The sequence below is a fragment of the Streptomyces sp. NPDC042336 genome, assembly GCF_055581985.1.
In genome coordinates this window covers 41409-58486 of sequence record NZ_JBVJEA010000004.1, presented here as the reverse complement: position 1 = coordinate 58486, position 17078 = coordinate 41409, and the positions used below count along the sequence as shown (strand labels likewise).

General features: G+C 73.0%; 14 protein-coding genes. 4 read left to right on the top strand and 10 right to left on the bottom strand.

Annotated features, from left to right (window positions below):
• Nucleotides 1-98: 98 nt before the first annotated feature.
• From ACZ6IM_RS11110 to ACZ6IM_RS11080, 7 genes are all read right to left on the bottom strand, one after another.
• Nucleotides 99-1001, bottom strand: coding sequence for a S1 family peptidase (locus ACZ6IM_RS11110; protein ID WP_052842075.1), 903 nt, complete (start codon nt 999-1001; stop codon nt 99-101).
• Nucleotides 1002-1209: 208 nt separating this feature from the next.
• Nucleotides 1210-2043: a DUF1684 domain-containing protein gene (locus ACZ6IM_RS11105; protein ID WP_469556004.1), complete on the bottom strand. Its 834-nt coding sequence runs from the start codon at nt 2041-2043 to the stop codon at nt 1210-1212.
• 3 nt (nt 2044-2046) lie between these two features.
• Nucleotides 2047-3360 carry an NtaA/DmoA family FMN-dependent monooxygenase gene (locus ACZ6IM_RS11100; RefSeq protein WP_052842077.1) on the bottom strand — a complete coding sequence of 438 codons (1314 nt, stop codon included), beginning with the start codon at nt 3358-3360 and terminating at the stop codon, nt 2047-2049.
• Nucleotides 3357-4436: an LLM class flavin-dependent oxidoreductase gene (locus ACZ6IM_RS11095; RefSeq protein WP_469556001.1), complete on the bottom strand. Its 1080-nt coding sequence runs from the start codon at nt 4434-4436 to the stop codon at nt 3357-3359. Before ACZ6IM_RS11095 ends, ACZ6IM_RS11100 begins: the two co-directional genes overlap by 4 nt.
• A gap of 99 nt (nt 4437-4535) precedes the next feature.
• Entirely contained in the window at nt 4536-5315 is a 780-nt protein-coding gene (locus ACZ6IM_RS11090; RefSeq protein WP_469555999.1) for an amino acid ABC transporter ATP-binding protein, read from the bottom strand.
• Nucleotides 5312-7117: an FAD/NAD(P)-binding protein gene (locus tag ACZ6IM_RS11085; RefSeq protein ID WP_052842080.1), complete on the bottom strand. Its 1806-nt coding sequence runs from the start codon at nt 7115-7117 to the stop codon at nt 5312-5314. Before ACZ6IM_RS11085 ends, ACZ6IM_RS11090 begins: the two co-directional genes overlap by 4 nt.
• Nucleotides 7114-7971 carry an amino acid ABC transporter permease gene (locus ACZ6IM_RS11080; protein WP_469555996.1) on the bottom strand — a complete coding sequence of 286 codons (858 nt, stop codon included), beginning with the start codon at nt 7969-7971 and terminating at the stop codon, nt 7114-7116. Before ACZ6IM_RS11080 ends, ACZ6IM_RS11085 begins: the two co-directional genes overlap by 4 nt.
• Before the next feature lie 437 nt (nt 7972-8408).
• On the opposite strand from ACZ6IM_RS11080, the gene ACZ6IM_RS11075 reads away from it, so the two are divergent.
• On the top strand, nt 8409-9356 hold the full coding sequence (locus tag ACZ6IM_RS11075; RefSeq protein ID WP_052842082.1) for an ABC transporter substrate-binding protein: 948 nt from the start codon (nt 8409-8411) through the stop codon (nt 9354-9356).
• Between the two features lie 83 nt (nt 9357-9439).
• Here the strand turns inward: ACZ6IM_RS11075 and ACZ6IM_RS11070 are convergent, their stop codons facing one another.
• Nucleotides 9440-10576, bottom strand: coding sequence for a DUF5685 family protein (locus ACZ6IM_RS11070; RefSeq protein ID WP_052842083.1), 1137 nt, complete (start codon nt 10574-10576; stop codon nt 9440-9442).
• 349 nt (nt 10577-10925) lie between these two features.
• On the opposite strand from ACZ6IM_RS11070, the gene ACZ6IM_RS11065 reads away from it, so the two are divergent.
• Nucleotides 10926-11366, top strand: a complete 441-nt coding sequence (locus ACZ6IM_RS11065) for a cell division protein SepF (RefSeq protein WP_052842084.1) — start codon at nt 10926-10928, stop codon at nt 11364-11366.
• Nucleotides 11367-11413: 47 nt separating this feature from the next.
• Here the strand turns inward: ACZ6IM_RS11065 and ACZ6IM_RS11060 are convergent, their stop codons facing one another.
• The gene (locus ACZ6IM_RS11060) at nt 11414-12607 is read right to left on the bottom strand and encodes an acyl-CoA dehydrogenase family protein (RefSeq protein WP_052842085.1); all 1194 of its coding nucleotides are present in this window, start codon (nt 12605-12607) and stop codon (nt 11414-11416) included.
• A 142-nt stretch (nt 12608-12749) separates the two neighbouring features.
• A complete protein-coding gene (locus ACZ6IM_RS11055) occupies nt 12750-14348 on the bottom strand; it encodes an MFS transporter (protein WP_469555992.1) in 1599 nt (532 codons plus the stop codon).
• Nucleotides 14349-14606: 258 nt separating this feature from the next.
• On the opposite strand from ACZ6IM_RS11055, the gene ACZ6IM_RS11050 reads away from it, so the two are divergent.
• Nucleotides 14607-15788 carry a glycosyltransferase family 39 protein gene (locus ACZ6IM_RS11050; protein ID WP_052842087.1) on the top strand — a complete coding sequence of 394 codons (1182 nt, stop codon included), beginning with the start codon at nt 14607-14609 and terminating at the stop codon, nt 15786-15788.
• Between the two features lie 237 nt (nt 15789-16025).
• A complete protein-coding gene (locus ACZ6IM_RS11045; RefSeq protein ID WP_052842088.1) occupies nt 16026-17045 on the top strand; it encodes a phosphatase PAP2 family protein in 1020 nt (339 codons plus the stop codon).
• Nucleotides 17046-17078 lie beyond the last annotated feature (33 nt).

Sequence of the window (17078 nt, the reverse complement as noted above, 5' to 3'; positions counted from 1 at the left end):
CGGACCCGCAGTCCGGACGCGGGAGAGCCCCCGCACACCTCTCGGTGCACGGGGGCTCGTCGCACCGCCGGCCGCGCGGTGCGGCGCGGGCGGACCGGTCAGTAGACGCTGACGCCGTAGGCGCTCAGGGCCTCCGTCACCGGCTGGAAGAAGGTCGTCCCGCCGGAGGAGCAGTTGCCGCTGCCGCCGGAGGTCAGACCGTACGCGGTGCCGTTGCTGCCGTAGAGCGAACCGCCGGAGTCGCCGGGCTCGGCGCAGACCGTGGTCTGGATCAGACCGGAGACTATGTCGCCGCCGCCGTAGTTGACGGTGGCGTTCAGGGCGGTGACCCGGCCGCTGTGGGTGCCGGTGGTGGAGCCGTCACGGATGACGGTGGTCCCCACGCTCGGGGTGGCCGCGCGGGTGATGTCCACGCCGTTGGCCGTGCCGGGCCGGGCCACGGACCCCGTGTACTGCACGATGCCGTAGTCGTTGCCCGGGAAGCTGGAGCCCGCCGTCTGGCCGATGACGGTGCCGCCGGAGCTGGCACGCCAGGCGCCGGCGCCGTCGGTGCAGTGTCCGGCGGTCAGGAAGTACTCGGCGCCGTTGCTGGCACGGACGTTGAAGCCGAGGGAGCAGCGCCAGCTGCTCGCGTAGATGGCGTCACCGCCCTGGATGAGCTTGTTGAAGGTGCCGGGGGTGCGCTTGATCGTGAACGCGCCGGCCTTGTCGCCGGCCTGTTCCTTGATCTTGGCGATCTCGGCCTGGGAGACGGTGCTGTCGACGGTGAGCAGCACCCGGCCGGACTTGCTGTCGACGGCCCAGGCGGTGCCCGGGACATCGGCCTTGAGCACCGCACTGCCGGCACTGCTCAGCTCGGCGGCGCTGAAGGTGGCCGGAGTGGGCGCCGCGTTCGCGCTGGGGATCGCGACGGCGGCCGCGGCCACGAGACCGGTGGATACGGCGATCAGCCGAGTCCGTCTCGTGATGCCGCTGCGGGGGGTGGTGCGCTTGATCCTCACTTTTCGTTCCTCCACAGGGGAAGTCGGGGGCCCCTCTGGTGGGGGTGGGGGCCCGTGAGGCGCAGCCAGGCGCGGACCTCCGGGTTCCCCGGACACGTCGTGCTCCTGACAAGCGCTGAGGTTGAAGTCTCGGCCGAACGACCGGTCGGCGCAAGAGTGCCTTTCGGTCGTCCGCCTTTGAACGGCCTTTACCAACCCCCGTCCGGCGTCAGCGCAGTTCGCGCTCCCCCGCCGCGACGTGGGCCTCCAGGGTGTTCCCCGGCGGCGGGAGGGGACAGACGAAGTGGTCGGCGAACGCGCACGGCGGCAGCAGCGCGCGGTTGAGGTCGACCGTCGTACACCCCTCGGCGTCCGGCGCGGCCGGGCGCAGGAACCGGAAGCGGTGACTGGTGTTCCCGCTGGTGGCGTCGGCGAAGACGGCCCACAGCGAGCCGTCGTCCTCGACGCTCACCTGGAGCGTGTGCCGCCGCCCGTCCAGCTCGAAGGCCAGCTCCCCGCCGAGCGCCAGCCCGCGCTCCCGGCCGTCCGCGTTCAGCACCCGCACGCTGCGCGGTCCCGCGTCGTACGGGGTGAAGCGGCCCGGCACCGACCAGCGCGGGTCGTACGGCGTGGCCGCGATGCCGCGGAACGCCCGCCGTGCGGGGGCGGCCGGGTCGAAGTCACGGACGCCCCACAGCCCTTCGCGGACCAGGACGACCAGCCGCCGCTCGCCGCAGGCCACCCGGGCCGTGCCCGCCGGTCCCGGGTCGGCCGTGAGCCGCGCCTCGCCGTCCAGGGGCCGCCCGTCCACGGTGAGCCCGGCCGCGCGCCCGGCCGTCAGCAGCACCGCGTCGCCGTCCGCCGTCCACCGCCCGGGGATGTCCGGAAGTTGCCCGTCCGGATGGTCCTCCAGCCAGTGCGTGCCGGTCAGCGCGAGCGGTCCGTAGGGCGCCGAGACGGTGGCGACGCGCTGCTCGTGCCACCGCAGCCACGCGTCGGACACCTCGCCGGACGCGGTGCCGAGTGCCTTGTCCGGCACGTCGCCGGGTGAACCCTTCGTCATCGTTCAAGCCTTCCACACCGGTTCGGCCAGCCCGAGGTGGGAGCGCAGGGTCGCGCCCTCGTACCCGGTACGGAACGCGCCGCGCTCCTGGAGCAGCGGGACCACCCGGTCCACGAACTCGTCCAGCCCGCCCGGGGTGAGGTGCGGTACGAGGATGAAGCCGTCGGCGGCGTCCCGCGCCACGAACTCCGTCAGCTCGGCCGCGACCTCCTCGGGCGTGCCCACGAAGGACTGCCGGGCGCCCGCCTCGATCACGGTCTGCCGGATGGACAGCCCCCGCTCCTGCGCCAGGGCCCGCCACTTCTCGGCGGTCGCGACGCTGTCGCCCTGCCGGGTCCGCCCCTGGCTGAGCTGTGGATCGGGCACCGGGTCGACGTCGGGCAGCGGCCCGTCGGGGTCGTACCCGGACAGGTCGACGCCCCAGATCCGCTCCAGTGTGAGCAGCGCGGTCTGCGGGGAGACCTGCTGCCACCGGATCTCCTCGGCCCGCTCGTGCGCCTCGGCGGTGGTGTCCCCGAGGACGACGGTGACGCCGGGCATGATCTTGAGATCGCCGGGGCTCCGGCCGTACTTGGCCAGGCGGCGTTTCACGTCGGCGTAGAAGGCACGCCCCGCGTCCAGGGTGCCGTGGCGGGTGAAGATCACGTCCGCCGAGGAGGCGGCGAACTCCCGGCCCTCGTCGGAGTCGCCCGCCTGGATCACCACCGGGTGCCCCTGCGGGGAACGGGGCAGCGTGAACTCGCCCGCGATGTCGAAGTGCCGCCCGTGGTGGGCGAAGGGCCGGGGGGTGTCCTCCGGGGCCCAGGAGTCCCACAGTTCTCGGGCCGTGGCCACGAACTCGGCGGCCCGGGTGTACCTCTCGGACCGGTCCAGGTAGCCGCCGCGCCGGAAGTTCTCGCCGGTGAAGGCGTCGGAGGAGGTCACCACGTTCCAGGCCGCCCGGCCGCCGCTGAGGTGGTCGAGGGTGGCGAGCCGGCGGGCGAGTTCGTAGGGCTCGTTGAAGGTGGCGTTGACCGTGGCGGCGAGTCCGAGGCGTCCGGTGACGGCGGCGAGCGCGTTCAGCACGGTCAGGGACTCGGGGCGGCCGACCACGTCCAGGTCGTGGATACGGCCCTTGTGCTCGCGCAGCCGCAGCCCCTCGGCAAGGAAGAAGAAGTCGAACAGGCCGCGTTCGGCGGTGCGCGCGAGGTGCTCGAAGGAGGCGAAGTCGATCTGCGAGCCCGATCGCGGATCGGCCCAGACGGTGGTGTTGTTGACGCCCGGGAAGTGGGCGGCCAGGTGCATCGGCTTAGGTTCTTTCCGCTTCGGTCCGGTCATGACGCTCCCTGCGCGACGGCGTACTGGTTGGCGGGCCGGGCCAGGCCCAGGTGGTCCCGGAGCGTGCTGCCCGGGTAGAAGGTGCGGAACAGGCCCCGGTGCTGGAGCAGCGACACGGTGCCGTTGACGAGGCGTTCCAGGTCGCGGCGCGGCTCGGCCGGCGTGAGGTGGAAGCCGTCGACGGTGCCGTCCCGGTGCCAGGAGGCGATGAGTTCGGCGAGGTCCACGGGACCGCCGCGGTACTGCGGGCCGCGTGGTGTGACGCGGGGGCCGCCTCCGCCGTGGCCGGGTTCGGCCGCGTACTCGCCGTCGCCGAGGTCGACGTCCAGGGCGGCGAGGACCCGCAGGTCGTCCGGGTCGCGGCCGTGCGCCGCGGCGGACGCCCGCAGTTCGGCCCGCGCGGCGGCGGCCCGGTCGGGCAGCGCGGTGCGCACGAGCGCCACGTCGGCGTACCGGGCCGCGACCGCCCGCGCGGCCCGGTCGGTGGCGTCGACCACGCGCACGGGGTGCCCCTGCGGGGGCCTTGGCACGATCGAGGGGCCCTTGACGGAGAAGGCGGAGCCGGTGAAGTCGACGTGGTGCAGCTTGTCCCGGTCGACGAACCGGCCGGTGGCCACGTCCCGGATCTCGGCGTCGTCCTCCCAGCTGTCCCACAGGCGCGCCGCCACGTCGGCGACCTCGCCGGCCTCCTGCCACAGCGCGTCGGCGGGTGCGGCGTGGCGGCGGCCGAAGAGGCGGGCCTCGCCCTCGGTGGTGGACACCTCGATCCGCCAGCCCGCCCGGCCGCGGCTGACCCAGTCCAGGGTCGCCACCGCCGCCTGGACGTGGAAGGGCTCGGTGTGGGTGGTGGTGACGGTCGGGACCAGGCCGACACGCCGTGTGGCGGGCGCCACCCGGGACAGCACGGAGAGCGCGTCGGGGCCGGGGCGGGCGAGGCTGTCGCCCAGGGTCACGAAGTCGAGCGCGCCGCGTTCGGCGAGCCGGGCGGCCGCCACGAACTCGTCGGCGTCGTACACCGACCGCCGGTCCAGGGCGGTCGCCAGGTGCAGCCGCCGCCTGCCGTGGGAGGAGGTCATACAGGGTCATCCCTTCCGTCTGTTTATGTCGGCTTCCATTTGCTTCTATTTGCTTCTGCCTGCTTCTGCCTGCCTCTGTCCGCGCCAACGGCCCCGCCGTCACAGGACCTTGGAGAGGAAGGCCCGGGTGCGCTCGTGCCGCGGGCGGTCCAGTACGTCGCCGGGCGGGCCCTGTTCGACGACGCGTCCGTCGTCCATGAAGACCACCGTGTCGGCGACCTCGCGGGCGAAGCCGATCTCGTGCGTGACGACGATCATGGTGGTGCCCTGCCGGGCCAGGTCCTTGATGACGTCGAGCACCTCGCCGACCAGTTCGGGGTCGAGTGCGGACGTCGGCTCGTCGAACAGGAGCAGCCTCGGCTCCAGGGCGAGCGCCCGCGCGATGGCCACGCGCTGCTGCTGCCCGCCGGACAGGTGCCGTGGGTATGCGCCCGCCTTGTCGGCGAGCCCGACCCGCTCCAGCAGCAGGCGTGCCGCCTCGACGGCCTCGCGGCGCGGCCGACGCAGCGCGGAGACCGGGGCCTCGGTGATGTTCTCCAGCACGGTCAGGTGCGGGAAGAGGTGGAAGTCCTGGAAGACGAAGCCGATCCGGGTGCGCTGTTTCAGCACCTCGCGCTCGGGCAGCTCGCGCAGCCGGTCGCCGCTGCGCCGGTAGCCGATGAGGGCGCCGTCCACGCTGATCAGGCCCCGGTCCACCTTCTCCAGGTGGTTGACCGTGCGCAGCAGCGTCGACTTGCCGGAACCGGAGGGGCCGAGCACCACGGTCACTTCGCCGGTGCGCACGGTGAGGTCGATGCCCTTGAGCACCTCCAGCGGGCCGAAGCTCTTGTGCACGGACCTGATGTCGACCATGACGTCCGTGTCGTCGGTGATGCTCATCGCGCGGGCTCCTCCAGCAGGGCGTGATGCGGTGACGCGGGTCGCTCGGGCGCCCGCAGGAAGGTCAGTACGGCCCGCGCGGTGGCGTCGTTCTGCCGGAAGGCCACGCCGCCGGTACGGGGCCGGGTGAACGCGCCCGAGCCGCGCGCGTCGGTGTGCGGGCCGAGCGCGAACCGGCGCGGGTGGGGCCGTCCGGCCCGGTCCAGCACGCGTCCGTCGGTGCGGTCCACGGCCAGCAGCCCGTCCGGGGTCGCGGCGGCCCCGTCGGCGTGCAGCGCGCGCAGCAGCGGGTCGCGGGCGCGTTCGACGGTGGGGTGCGGCAGCCGTGCCTCGACCAGCGCCCGGGCCTCGACGGCGGCCCCCGGCACGGTGGCGCTGGTCGCCCGGAACATCCCGTCCCCGGCCGTGACCGCCATGTCGGCGCCCAGGAAGCGCACCACGCCGGCCCGGGACAGGGCGAGCAGCTGCCGCAGCCGGGGTCCGGGCGGTCCCGAGGCGAGGAGGCTGAAGAAGCCGTGCCACCAGCCGCCGATGTCGCCGAGCCGGACGAGTTGTCCGTAGACGGAGAGCAGGGCGAGGAAGACCGCGAGGTCCGGGCTGTGCGCCGGGTCGTGCCGGCGCCGCAGGTCGGCCTCGACGTAGCGGCGCAGCCCCTCCTGGAGCTGCGCGTGCGAGCCGTACCGCACGGCGTCGAGGGGCCGGTCGAGGGCGGCGAGGTCGAGCCGGTCGGCGGGGTCGGGCACGACGGCGGCGACGAGGGCGGCCCGCTCGTCCGGGCCGGCTGCGGCGTACCGCGCCTCGAAGCCCGCCCAGCCGGTGCGCACCCGCTCCGGATGGGCCGTGAACAGGCGGTGGTAGTGGGCGAAGCCCAGTTCCTTCTCGACCAGCGGCCACACGTCGCGCCGGAAGTCGAAGCCGTCCGGCCGGGCGAGCAGCGCCTCGGTCTCGGCGGGCCCAAAGAACCTCGGCAGCGGCGGCCGGTCCCCGGTCCAGTCGTAGCCGATCTTCGAGTGGTACGGCACTCCGCGCCGCGAGCCGACGTACAGCACCGGCTCCCGTCCGGACGGGACGTAGGTGTCCCCGTCGTACCGCCCTCCCCTGCCCTCGGTGAGCAGCACCATCAGGTCGACGAAGGCCAGTCCGAGACCGCGCACGAGGACCGGCTCCCCGGGGCGCAGCGCGGACAGGTCGCTGTCGGCGGTGAAGTCCGGCGGGAGGTGGACCAGGCCGTGCGCGCGGGCGTACGCCGACAACTCCCGCTGTTCGGCGTCGGGTTCGGCGTCGAGGTGCCCGAGGGTGAGGACGACCAGGTCGGCGGGGAGCGGAGTGTCGCGGCCGTCGAGCCACACCCGCTGGCGTTCCTCCCGGGCGCCCTCCACCCGCAGCGCGCGGCGCGCGTGGTGGTAGACGACCACGTCGGCGGGCAGTCCCGCCACGGCACGCTGGTACGCCCAGCGCAGGTACGCGCCCTGGGTCCGCCGGTCGGCGAAGGTGCGCCCGTCCACGGCCGCCCATTCGTGCAGGGTGGGTCCGGGCCGTACGGGACCGGCCATCTCGACCGTGTCGTCGGTGAACACGGTGACGTCCTCGGCGTGCGAGTTCATCCACAGCAGCGGCGACTGCCGGGCACGCCAGACGCGTCCGGCGCCCGGTGGATACGGGTCCACGAGGTGGATGTCGAGGCCTCGGCCGCCGTACAGCTCGGGCGCGTTGGCGGCGATGCGCTCCAGCAGTCCGGTGCCGCGGGGCCCGGCGCCGACGACGACCAGCGAGGCCCGGGGACGCGGCGCGGGGCGGCTCATCGGGTGCGCTCCGTGCCGCGGGCGTAGTGCTTCTCGACGTAGTACTGGCCGATGCCGAGCAGCGAGGTGATCACGGTGTACCAGACGGTGGCCACCATGAGCAGCGGGATGACCTGGTAGGTGCGGTGGTAGACGAGCTGCACGGAGTAGAGCAGGTCCTGTACGGCGATGACGCTGACGATGGAGGTGCCCTTGAGGGTCCCGATCAGCATGTTCCCGGCCGGCGGGACGATGGCGCGCATGGCCTGCGGGAGGACGATCCGCCGCCACCGGCGCCACCGGCTCAGGCCGAGCGCCTGCGCGGCCTCGACCTGGCCGCGGTCCACGGACAGGATGCCGCCGCGCACCACCTCGGCGGCGTACGCGGCCTCGTGCAGGGTGAGGCCGATGACCGCCACGGTGACCGGGCCGAGCAGGTCGACCGTCTTCACGCCGAGGACCTGCGGGTACAGGGCGCCGATGTTGAACCACAGCAACAGCTGCACCAGGATCGGTATCGACCGGAACAGCCACACGTAGCCCCAGCTCACGGCGCGCAGCACGGGATTGGCGGAGAGCCGGAACGCGGCGAGCAGGGTGCCCAGCGCGAAGCCGAGGACCATGACGACGGCGGTGAGCCAGAGGGTGAGCCACAGGCCGCGCAGGACGGAGTCGGAGGTGAACCAGTCCGCGACGACGCCCCACTGGAACGCGTCGTTGCGCAGGACGGAGTTGACGGCGAGGGCGAGGAGGACGAGCACGACCGCGGCGGCCGTCCACTGGCCGGGGCGACGGTGCGGGACGGTCCGCGGGAGGTCCGCCCGGTCCGGGGTTTCCGGTACGGCGGCGGATTTGGCGAGGGTGTCGGAGGACATGCGAAGGCTCCGTGACATCGAGTCAGTCGGACACGGTGGGTGGTGCCTTCACACGGCCGAGCCCCTCAGCATGGCCGTCCGCCGAGAGTACGGGGGTGTTTCCGCCCGCTGTCAAGGCTGTCCACACTGTGAGCCGCACATCTCAAGTCGTTGACGCGGAACCGGATGCCTGTTCCACTTGGCCCATGCATCCACAGCAGTGGCTGGTCACGCGCTCCCACATCGACTTCGGTCGAGTGTGGTCCTGTTCCTGTTGAGCCGACCTCCCTGCCTGCCCCGCTCGCGTGATCCCCGATCGCCTGATTCCCTGATCGCCTGATCGTCCGATCCCGTCGGGGCCTTCCCGGGTTCGACCTGTCGTCGTCGACCCGCCTTCACACGCGCACGCCCCTCCCCTCGCGCCGCCCCCTGCCTTCGCTCTCAGGAGACCACTGACGATGCGTACGCCCACGCGTGCCCGAAAACGCCTCTTCCTCCCCTTCGCCCTGATCACCTCGGCCGCCCTGCTGCTCACGGCGTGCGGCTCCGGTGATCCCGCCGCGGACGTCGCGGGCGCGGCGGCCGGCTCCGACGCGGTCCCCACCACGGACGTCGTCTCCGGTGTCCGGCGCGACGCGGACGCCGCGCGGCTGCTGCCGGCGGGCACCACGGAACTCACCCTGGCCGTCAGCGTCGGCGGCACCCCGCCGGGCACCACCTACCTGTCCGACGGCAAGACGCTGACCGGCCAGGACGTCGACTTCGCGAACGCGGTGGCCAGGGCGCTCGACATCACGCTCAAGACCCAGCAGGCCTCCTTCGAGGCGATCCTGCCGGCCCTGGACAGCGGCAAGTACGACGTCGGCGCCAGCAACTTCGGGGTGACCGACGAGCGGCGCAGGACCATCGACTTCGTCACCTACATCAACGACGGCCAGGGCTTCGCCGCCCGCGAGGACAGCGAGTTGTCCGAGGTCACCGACCTGAGGCAGCTGTGCGGACGAAAGGTGGCGACCGGCGCCGGCACCACCTTCGAGGCGACGCTGGAGGAGAGCCGGCACCTGTGCACGGACGCGGGCGACAAGGCGTACACGGTGCAGACGTACAGCGAGCCCGGCGCGCTGTGGTCCTCGCTCCAGCAGGGGCGCAGCGAGGTGGTGATGTCGACCATCAACGGCCTGCGCTACGCGGTCGCCCACCAGAAGGGACTGAAGTTCCTCAACGAGTTCCACCGCCTCGACGTCGGCTTCGCCCTGAAGAAGGGCTCGCCGCTGGCGCCCGCCCTCCGGGCCGCGGTGAACGGGCTGATCGCCGACGGGACGTACGCCCGCATCCTGAAGAAGTGGGACACGACCGAGTCGGCGATAGCGAAGTCGGAGATCTCACCCCCGGAACTGAAGGACTGAAGGACTGACGGCCGGAAAGGCCGAAGAGACCAGGGAGACCCGGGGGGCGGGGCGGCCGGGCGGTGGGCAGAGCTGACGGCACCTCAGCAGCTGCACCCGCAGTCGCAGCCGTCGCAGCCGCAGTCGCACCCGTCGTCGCCGCAGCAGTTGCTGCAGCAGTCGCAGCAGTCGCAGCAGTTGCCGCAGTCGCAGTTGGAGCAGAGCCCTTCCCTGCGCTGCCGGCTCCAGGGGTCCTCGAACGTGCCGCAGCACATCTGGCACGTGCAGGCCAGCCCGAGCCACAGGGCGCAGCCCGCGAGCAGCCCGCGCCGGTCGCGGCGCGGCGGCTCCGGGGGCGTCGGCCCACCGGGGCCGCCGGGGACGCCCGGGGTGCCCGGCGCGCCGGGAGGGGCGTACGGATGGCTGCCATGGGCGCACGAGACGGTGCCGAACGCGCGGTCCACGGAGTTGCCCAGCTCGTGCACGAGCAGCCGGTGCACCAGCCGCCCGTCGGTGAACTCGGCCTCCCGCAGGGCCAGCCGCACCCCGTGCACGGCGTCGTCGGCGAGCCGCCGGGCCTCGGTGAGCGGCGTCCCGGTGGCGGTGAGCGGGTTCCAGGCGCCGGACGCGGCGTCGGCCTCCCGGTCCTCCACGGCGTCCAGGAGATGGGCGAGCCGGCCGAAGAGCCGTCCGGCCTCGGCGAGCGGCGCGGCGTTGTCCGGCCGCCCGGCGAGGTGCGCGGTGTGCGCGAAGGCGGCCGCGGTCGCGGTCTCGGTCGGTTCGGTGACCGTGAGCAGCGGCGTGCCGGGCCCGGCGAGGGCCTCGATGCCGCCCTGCCGGTCCACCGCGTCGACCAGTACGGCGGTGTCGAAGCCGACGGCGCTGCCGCCGCGCGCCCCGGCCGCGTCCCAGCCGGTGGCGATCCGGCGGGCGGCGAGGGCCACCGGCCGCCGCGCCAGCAGGCCGTCCCCGTCGGCGACGTGGTCGCGCACCTTGGCCGAGGCCAGCACCAGGGAGACCGCCGCCGCGAGCCGGGCCCCCTCGCCGTGCGCGACGGACGCGGTGCGCATCCCGCGCAGCGGGCAGGGTCCGGCGGTGCGCCGTCCGGCGCCCGCACCGCCCCGCTCGGCCTGAGCCTCCGTCAAAACCGATATGAGCAGCCCGTCATAGTTCGTCACGATCCGCGCGAACTGCCCGTGGTCCTTGCGCAGTGCGAGGCACAACCCGCACAAATGAGCCATCCACTGGCTCGTGAGGCTCTCTCCGAGCCGGTGCCTGCACGGCCTGACGATTCCGAACACGACGCTCCCCCGTGGTTGGTACGACGCTGAGCTGCGGCATCGTACCGACCGCCGCCATCACCCGTACGCACCCGTCCTCACCCGTGTGCCGTGAAGAATCATATTTCACTCACAGTCAGCAGCCGTTTGGGAAACGACCCTTGGGACACAAGGACTCTCGACGGATCCGCTGTGCACCAGTACCGTCACAAACCCCCCGCGCGGCGTCTATCCACTTGGCGCGACGTCCGCATCATGGATGACCATAGGGATGCGGAAGCACGAAAGACCGCTGTGAGAGGAGGCGTCCATGGGATCGGTACGCAAGGCGAGTGCGTGGCTCGGCCTCGTCGACGACAACGATGACGAGCGCTACTACGACGACGACTACACCGAGGGCACCGAGCAGCCCGGGGACGCCTGGGTCACGGACCCGCGGGTCAAGGTGGCCTCGGACGTGGCCGAGGAGAAGGGCCGCCGTATCGCGACGGTCACCCCGGACAGCTTCCGGGACGCACGGGCCATCGGCGAGCTGTTCCGGGACGGTGTCCCGGTCATCGTGAACCTGACGGCCATGGAGGGCACCGACGCCAAGCGCGTGGTCGACTTCGCGGCCGGGCTCATCTTCGGCCTGCGCGGTTCGATCGAGCGGGTGTCCACCCGGGTGTTCCTGCTGAGCCCGGCCGACACCCAGGTGATCAGCGGCGAGTCCGGCGCGCACCGTTCCGACGGTTTCTTCAACCAGAGCTGAGGCGGGGCCGCGCACCACGGCCCCGCCCCCGCTCGCCGGACCGCCTCCTACCGGAAGGCGTCGAGTCCGGTGAGCGCCTTGCCCAGCACCAATTGATGCATCTCGACGGTGCCCTCGTAGGTGAGCACCGATTCCAGGTTCGTCGCGTGCCGCATGACGGGGTACTCGAGGGAGATCCCGTTGGCGCCGAGGATCGTGCGGGCCGTACGGCAGATGTCGATGGCCTCGCGTACGTTGTTGAGCTTGCCGAAGCTGACCTGCTCGGGACGCAGGCGGCCGGCGTCCATGCGCCGCCCGAGGTGGTGGGCGAGCAGGATCCCCTTGTGCAGTTCGACCGCCATGTCGGCGAGCTTGGCCTGGGTCAGCTGGAATCCCCCGATGGGCCGCCCGAACTGCTCCCGCGACTTCGCGTACTCCACGGCCGCCTCGAAGGAGCTGCGGGCGGCGCCCATCGAGCCCCAGACGATGCCGTAACGGGCGTGCGACAGACAGCTGAGCGGCCCGCGCAGTCCGGTCACCTCCGGCAGTACGGCGTCGGCGGGCAGCCGTACGTCGTCGAGGACGAGTTCACTGGTGACACTGGCCCGCAGGGACCACTTGTGCCTGATCTCGGGAGCGGAGAACCCGGGGCTGCCGGTCGGCACGACGAACCCGCGGATGCCCTCCTCGGTCCGCGCCCAGACGACGGCGACGCCGGCCACCGAGCCGTTGGTGATCCACATCTTGCGCCCGTTGAGCACCCAGTCGCCGCCGGCGTCCCGCTTGGCGTGGGTGCGCATGTTGGCCGGGTCGGACCCGTGATCGGGTTCGGTGAGCCCGAAGCACCCGATGACCTCACCGGCGGCCATGCGCGGCAGCCACGCCTCCTTCTGCTCCTCGGTCCCGAAGCGGTGGATGGCGTACATGGCGAGGGAGCCCTGCACGGAGACCAGGGAGCGGATGCCGGAGTCGGCCGCCTCCAGCTCCAGACAGGCCAGCCCGTACTGGACGGCGGTCGCCCCGGCGCAGCCGTACCCCTCCAGGGACATGCCGAGCGCGCCGATGGAACCCAGCTCGCGCGCCAGCTCCCTGATCCCGGGCAGCTCGCCCTTCTCGTACCAGTCCGCGATGTGCGGCAGCACGCGGTCCGCGGCCCAGCCCCTTACGGTGTCCCGGATCGCCAGGTCCTCCGGTTCCAGCAGGTCGTCGATGCCGAGGGGGTCGGCGGGATCGAAGGCGGGCAACTTGGGGGACGCGGCCATGGGACACCCTCCGGGACTGTAAAACTAGCACCGCTAGTCACGGCTTTCGCTCCAGACGTTACGATGCGACGCCCCACACGTCCACCATGCCCGCCTCACGCCGCGAGCCGCAGCCGCCGACGGTGCTCAGCCGACCGTGGGGTCACACCGAGACACGGGACTCCACCGGCCCCCGGGGCGCAGGCACGGAAACCTCCTCGCACTGCATCACCCGCGGCAACCGCAACGCCATCACCGCCCCCAGCAGCAACAACCCCGCGCTCACCAGCAACGTCACATGCAGCCCGTGCACGAACGCATCCCCCGCGGCCCGCCGCAGCGCGCCCCCCGCGGGCCCCCCGAGCTGCGCGGCCACCTCGTACGCCTCCCCCAGCGAATGCCCCGCCGCCACCGACGCAGACGCCGGCACCCCCGGCACACCCCCCGTCAGCCCCGGCGCGTACGCCGCGTTCATCACGCTGCCCAGCAGGGCGATGCCGATCCCGGCGCCCAGCTGGTACGAGGTCTCACCGATCGCCGCCGCCCCACCCGACTGCTCCTGCGGCGCCTCGCTCAGCATCGACTCGTACGCCCCGAACAGCGTCGTCTCCAGACCGAAGCCGAGCAGCACGAACCCGGTCAGCATCAGCGCGCAGTTGTCGGCCCGGCCCATCGCCGTCAGCAGCACCACCGCGAAGGCCGTCAGACAGAACCCCGCGCACACCGTCCGCCGCGGCCCGAAGCGCCGCAGCAGCCGCGCACCCGCAAGACCCGCCGCCATCGCCGCGAAGGTCAGCGGCAGCAGCCGCAACCCGGTCTGCAGCGGGGACAGCCCCAGCACCAGTTGCAGGTACTGCGCCGCGATCAGCTCCAGACCCACCAGCGCCAGCATCGCCAGCACGATGCACCCCACCGACGTACTGAACGCCGGCCGCCGGAACATCCGCAGGTCCACCAGCGGATGGGTGCGCCGGCGCTGCCGGCGTACGAAGCCCGCCAGCAGGCCCGCGCCCAGCACCAGCGGCACCACGGTGAGCAGGCTGGCCACCGGCTCCCCGCCGCCCAGCCGCTTCACCCCCAGGACGACCCCGAACAGGCCGCCCGCCGCCATCAGCGCGCCGGTCACGTCCCAGGGCCCGCGGCCGTCGCCCTTCGACTCGGGCAGCAGCAGCCGCCCCACCGGCAGGCTGACCAGCATCAGCGGGATGTTGACGAGGAAGACCGAACCCCACCAGAAGTGCTCGAGGAGGAAGCCGCCGAGCAGCGGTCCGACCGCCGCGCCGACCGCGGCCACGGCGCTCCAGACGCCGATGGCCAGCGCCCGTTCCCGCCGGTCGGGGAAGACCTGCCGCAGGATCGACAGCGTCGCCGGCATGATCATGGCGCCGCCGACACCGAGCAGCGCGCGGGCCGCTATCAGCACCTGGGCGCCCTCGGCGAGCGCCGCGAGCGCGGAGGCCACACCGAAGAGGGCGTAGCCGAGCAGGAGGATCCGTCTGCGGCCCACCCGGTCGCCCAGCGTGCCGAAGAGGATCAGCAGCGAGGCGCAGACGAGCGGATAGACGTCGACGATCCAGAGCAGTTCGATGGCGCCGGGCCTGAGGTCCTCGGTGACGGCGGGGACCGCCACGTGCAGCACGGTCGCGTCGACGGCGACGAGCAGCAGGCTGACGCAGAGGACGACCAGGACCACCCAGCGGTGGGCACCGGCCCCGGCCGCCCGACGGCCCGGCGCGGCGGCGGCCGTGGTCGTCCCGGACATGTACGTACCTCCAAGATGTTCCCTCGCGTCCGGCGGGCCGTGGGGTGGGGACTCCCCTGCGGCTCGGCCGGAGAGGAGCGGGGGCTCCGGGCCGTGCAACGGAACGCGAGTGACTCGCCAGAGTACGCGAGAGCGGCCACCGCACACGTGGCGGGCCTCACACATCCCGCGTCACGTGTGTGGCGTGCGCCACTGCGGCCACCCTCCCGCCCGCCCCGCCGGGAAGGCCGGCCCGGCGCACGGCAGATAATCGAGTCCGTGACCGATCTTGAAACGCGCACCGCGGGCCGCTCCGGCGCCCCGGGTCCGTCCGGTGCCCTGCGCCGGGCCGCCCCGGCGCTCCTCGGCTACGCGGCCGTGCGCGCCCTGGGCCTGCTCGCCCTGGTCCTGTGGAGCGCGGCGCGCGACAAGAGCGCCTACACGCTGCTGACGGCCCGCTGGGACTCCCTCTGGTACAGCAGGGTCGCCGAGCTGGGGTACGGCTACGAGGTGCGGCTGCCGGGCGGCGACGTCCACTCCGATCTGGCGTTCTTCCCGCTGCTGCCCTGGCTGGAGCGGCTCGGCGCGGCCGTCTCCCCGCTGTCGTACGCGGACGCGGGCTTCGTCGTGAGCGTCCTCGCCTCGCTCGCCGCGGCCTGGGGGATCTTCGCGGTGGCGGACCACGTGTACGGCCCCCGCGCGGGCGTGTGCGCGGCGTTGCTGTGGGCCGTGCTGCCGGTCGGGATCGTGCAGTCGATGGCGTACAGCGAGTCCCTGTTCACGGCGCTGGCCGCCTGGTCGCTGTACGCGGTGCTGACCGGCCGCTGGGTGACGGCCGGGACGCTGGCCGCGCTGGCCGGGCTGACCCGCCCGGTCGGACTCGCGGTGACGGCGGCGGTGTGGGTGGCCGTGATCACGGCGTTCGTGCGGAGCAGGAGCGGCGACGGCGCGGACGGCGCCCCCGGCGTGCGGCACGTGCTCGGCATGCTGCTCGCGCCCCTGGGCGCCGCCGGTTACGTCCTGTGGGTCGGCCACCGCACCGGCAAGGGCCCGCTCGGCTATCTCGACGTGCAGGCCGGTTGGCGCAACGGCTTCGACGGGGGCGTGGCCTTCGCCCGTTTCGTCGCGCAGAAGTTCACGTCGTTCCCGGCGGCCCTGGCGGGCGTCGGGCTGATCGTCGGGGTCGCGCTGCTGGCCTGGCTGTACGTGGTGTGCGTGCGGCAGCGCCAGCCGCTGCCGCTGCTGGTGTACGCGGGGATCGTCACCGCGCTCGCCCTGTGCGCGTCGAGCTACTTCGGCTCCAAGCCCCGGCTGCTGCTGCCCGCGTTCCCGCTGCTGTTCCCCCTGGCCCTGGGCCTGGCCCGGCTGCGTACCGCCAGGGCGGCGCCGGTCGTGTGCGCCGTCGCGGCGGCCTCGGCGGCCTACGGGGCCTTCTGGCTGAACGGCTCCGGCCCGCCCTGACCGGCGGGGCCGCCCGATGACCGCCGGGGCAATTCCGTACCAGCATTCGGTGAACGAATTCATAAGCACGATAAAACCGTCGACCGGACCGATCAAAGGAATTGAAGTCCACGGCCGGACGGGGTTGCGGATTACCCGGAAATAAGGCGTCGCCTGAGAGGAATCCCACATCACATCGTCATCACAAAGCCGTTGATTCGTCCGGGATCACTCCTCACTCGCTGTAACGTCGATTGGGTGCGTACCGAACGGAAGCCCACCCGTCTGGACCGGGTGTTCGCGAGACTGGACCGGGAGCCGGAACGGCCGGAGCTCCTGGACGTGCCGGAGATGTCCCGGCACAGGTTCGCGCTGTTCGCCGGGACCCTCGCGTTCTACCTCGCGATCGTGTGGGCCGTAGTGATCACCTCGTGGCTGGTCCGGCTCGACTGGCAGGTCATGTTCTTCCGGCCCTACCAGCAGTGGCCGGAGATCCACGCGTTCGTCGACTACTACGTGGTGCTCGGCCAGCGCGGCCCCACCGCCGTGATGGTCTCGGCCTGGCTCGGCTGGCGCTCCTGGCGGCAGCACACCCTGCGCCCGCTGCTGGCGCTCGGTGTCTCACTGCTCCTGCTGAACATCACGGTCGGCGCCGCCAAGTACGGCATGGGCCGGCTGGGACCGCACTACGCGACCACGATCGGCGCCAACGAGATGTGGCTCGGCGGCGATATATTTCCGAGCGGTCACACCGCGAACGCCGTCGTGACCTGGGGCATCCTCGCCTACCTGGCCTCGACGCACCGCGCCCGGCGCTGGCTGTCCGCGCTGTCCGCGATCACCTCGCTCGGGGTGGGCATGTCCACCGTCTACCTCGGTACGCACTGGCTCAGCGACGTGCTCCTCGGCTGGGCGGCGGGGCTGCTGATCCTGCTGGCGCTCCCCTGGTTCGAGCCGCTGATCACCCGTGCGGAGGCCTGGATCCTCGGTCTGCGCGACCGCTGGTCCGCCCGCCGCGGCCGAGCGCGGACGACGAAGCGGCCGGTCGGGCGGCCCGTACCCGTCGCCCCGGCGGGCTCCGGGCGGCCGGAGGCACCGGCCCGCGAGCCGGTCGCCGCGCCGCTCACCCCCCGGGCCCCGGTGTACCTGGCTCCGGGCCCGCACACGGCCCGCTCGGACCGTTCGCCGGTGACCCCGGCCGGCAGCCGCAGGCCGCCGCACGCCGACCGCCACCCGCGCAACACGGCCCCGGCCGCGCGCCCCCTGTCGGGCGGCTGACGGCGCCCGGCGCCTGTTCCGCGGGCGCCCGTC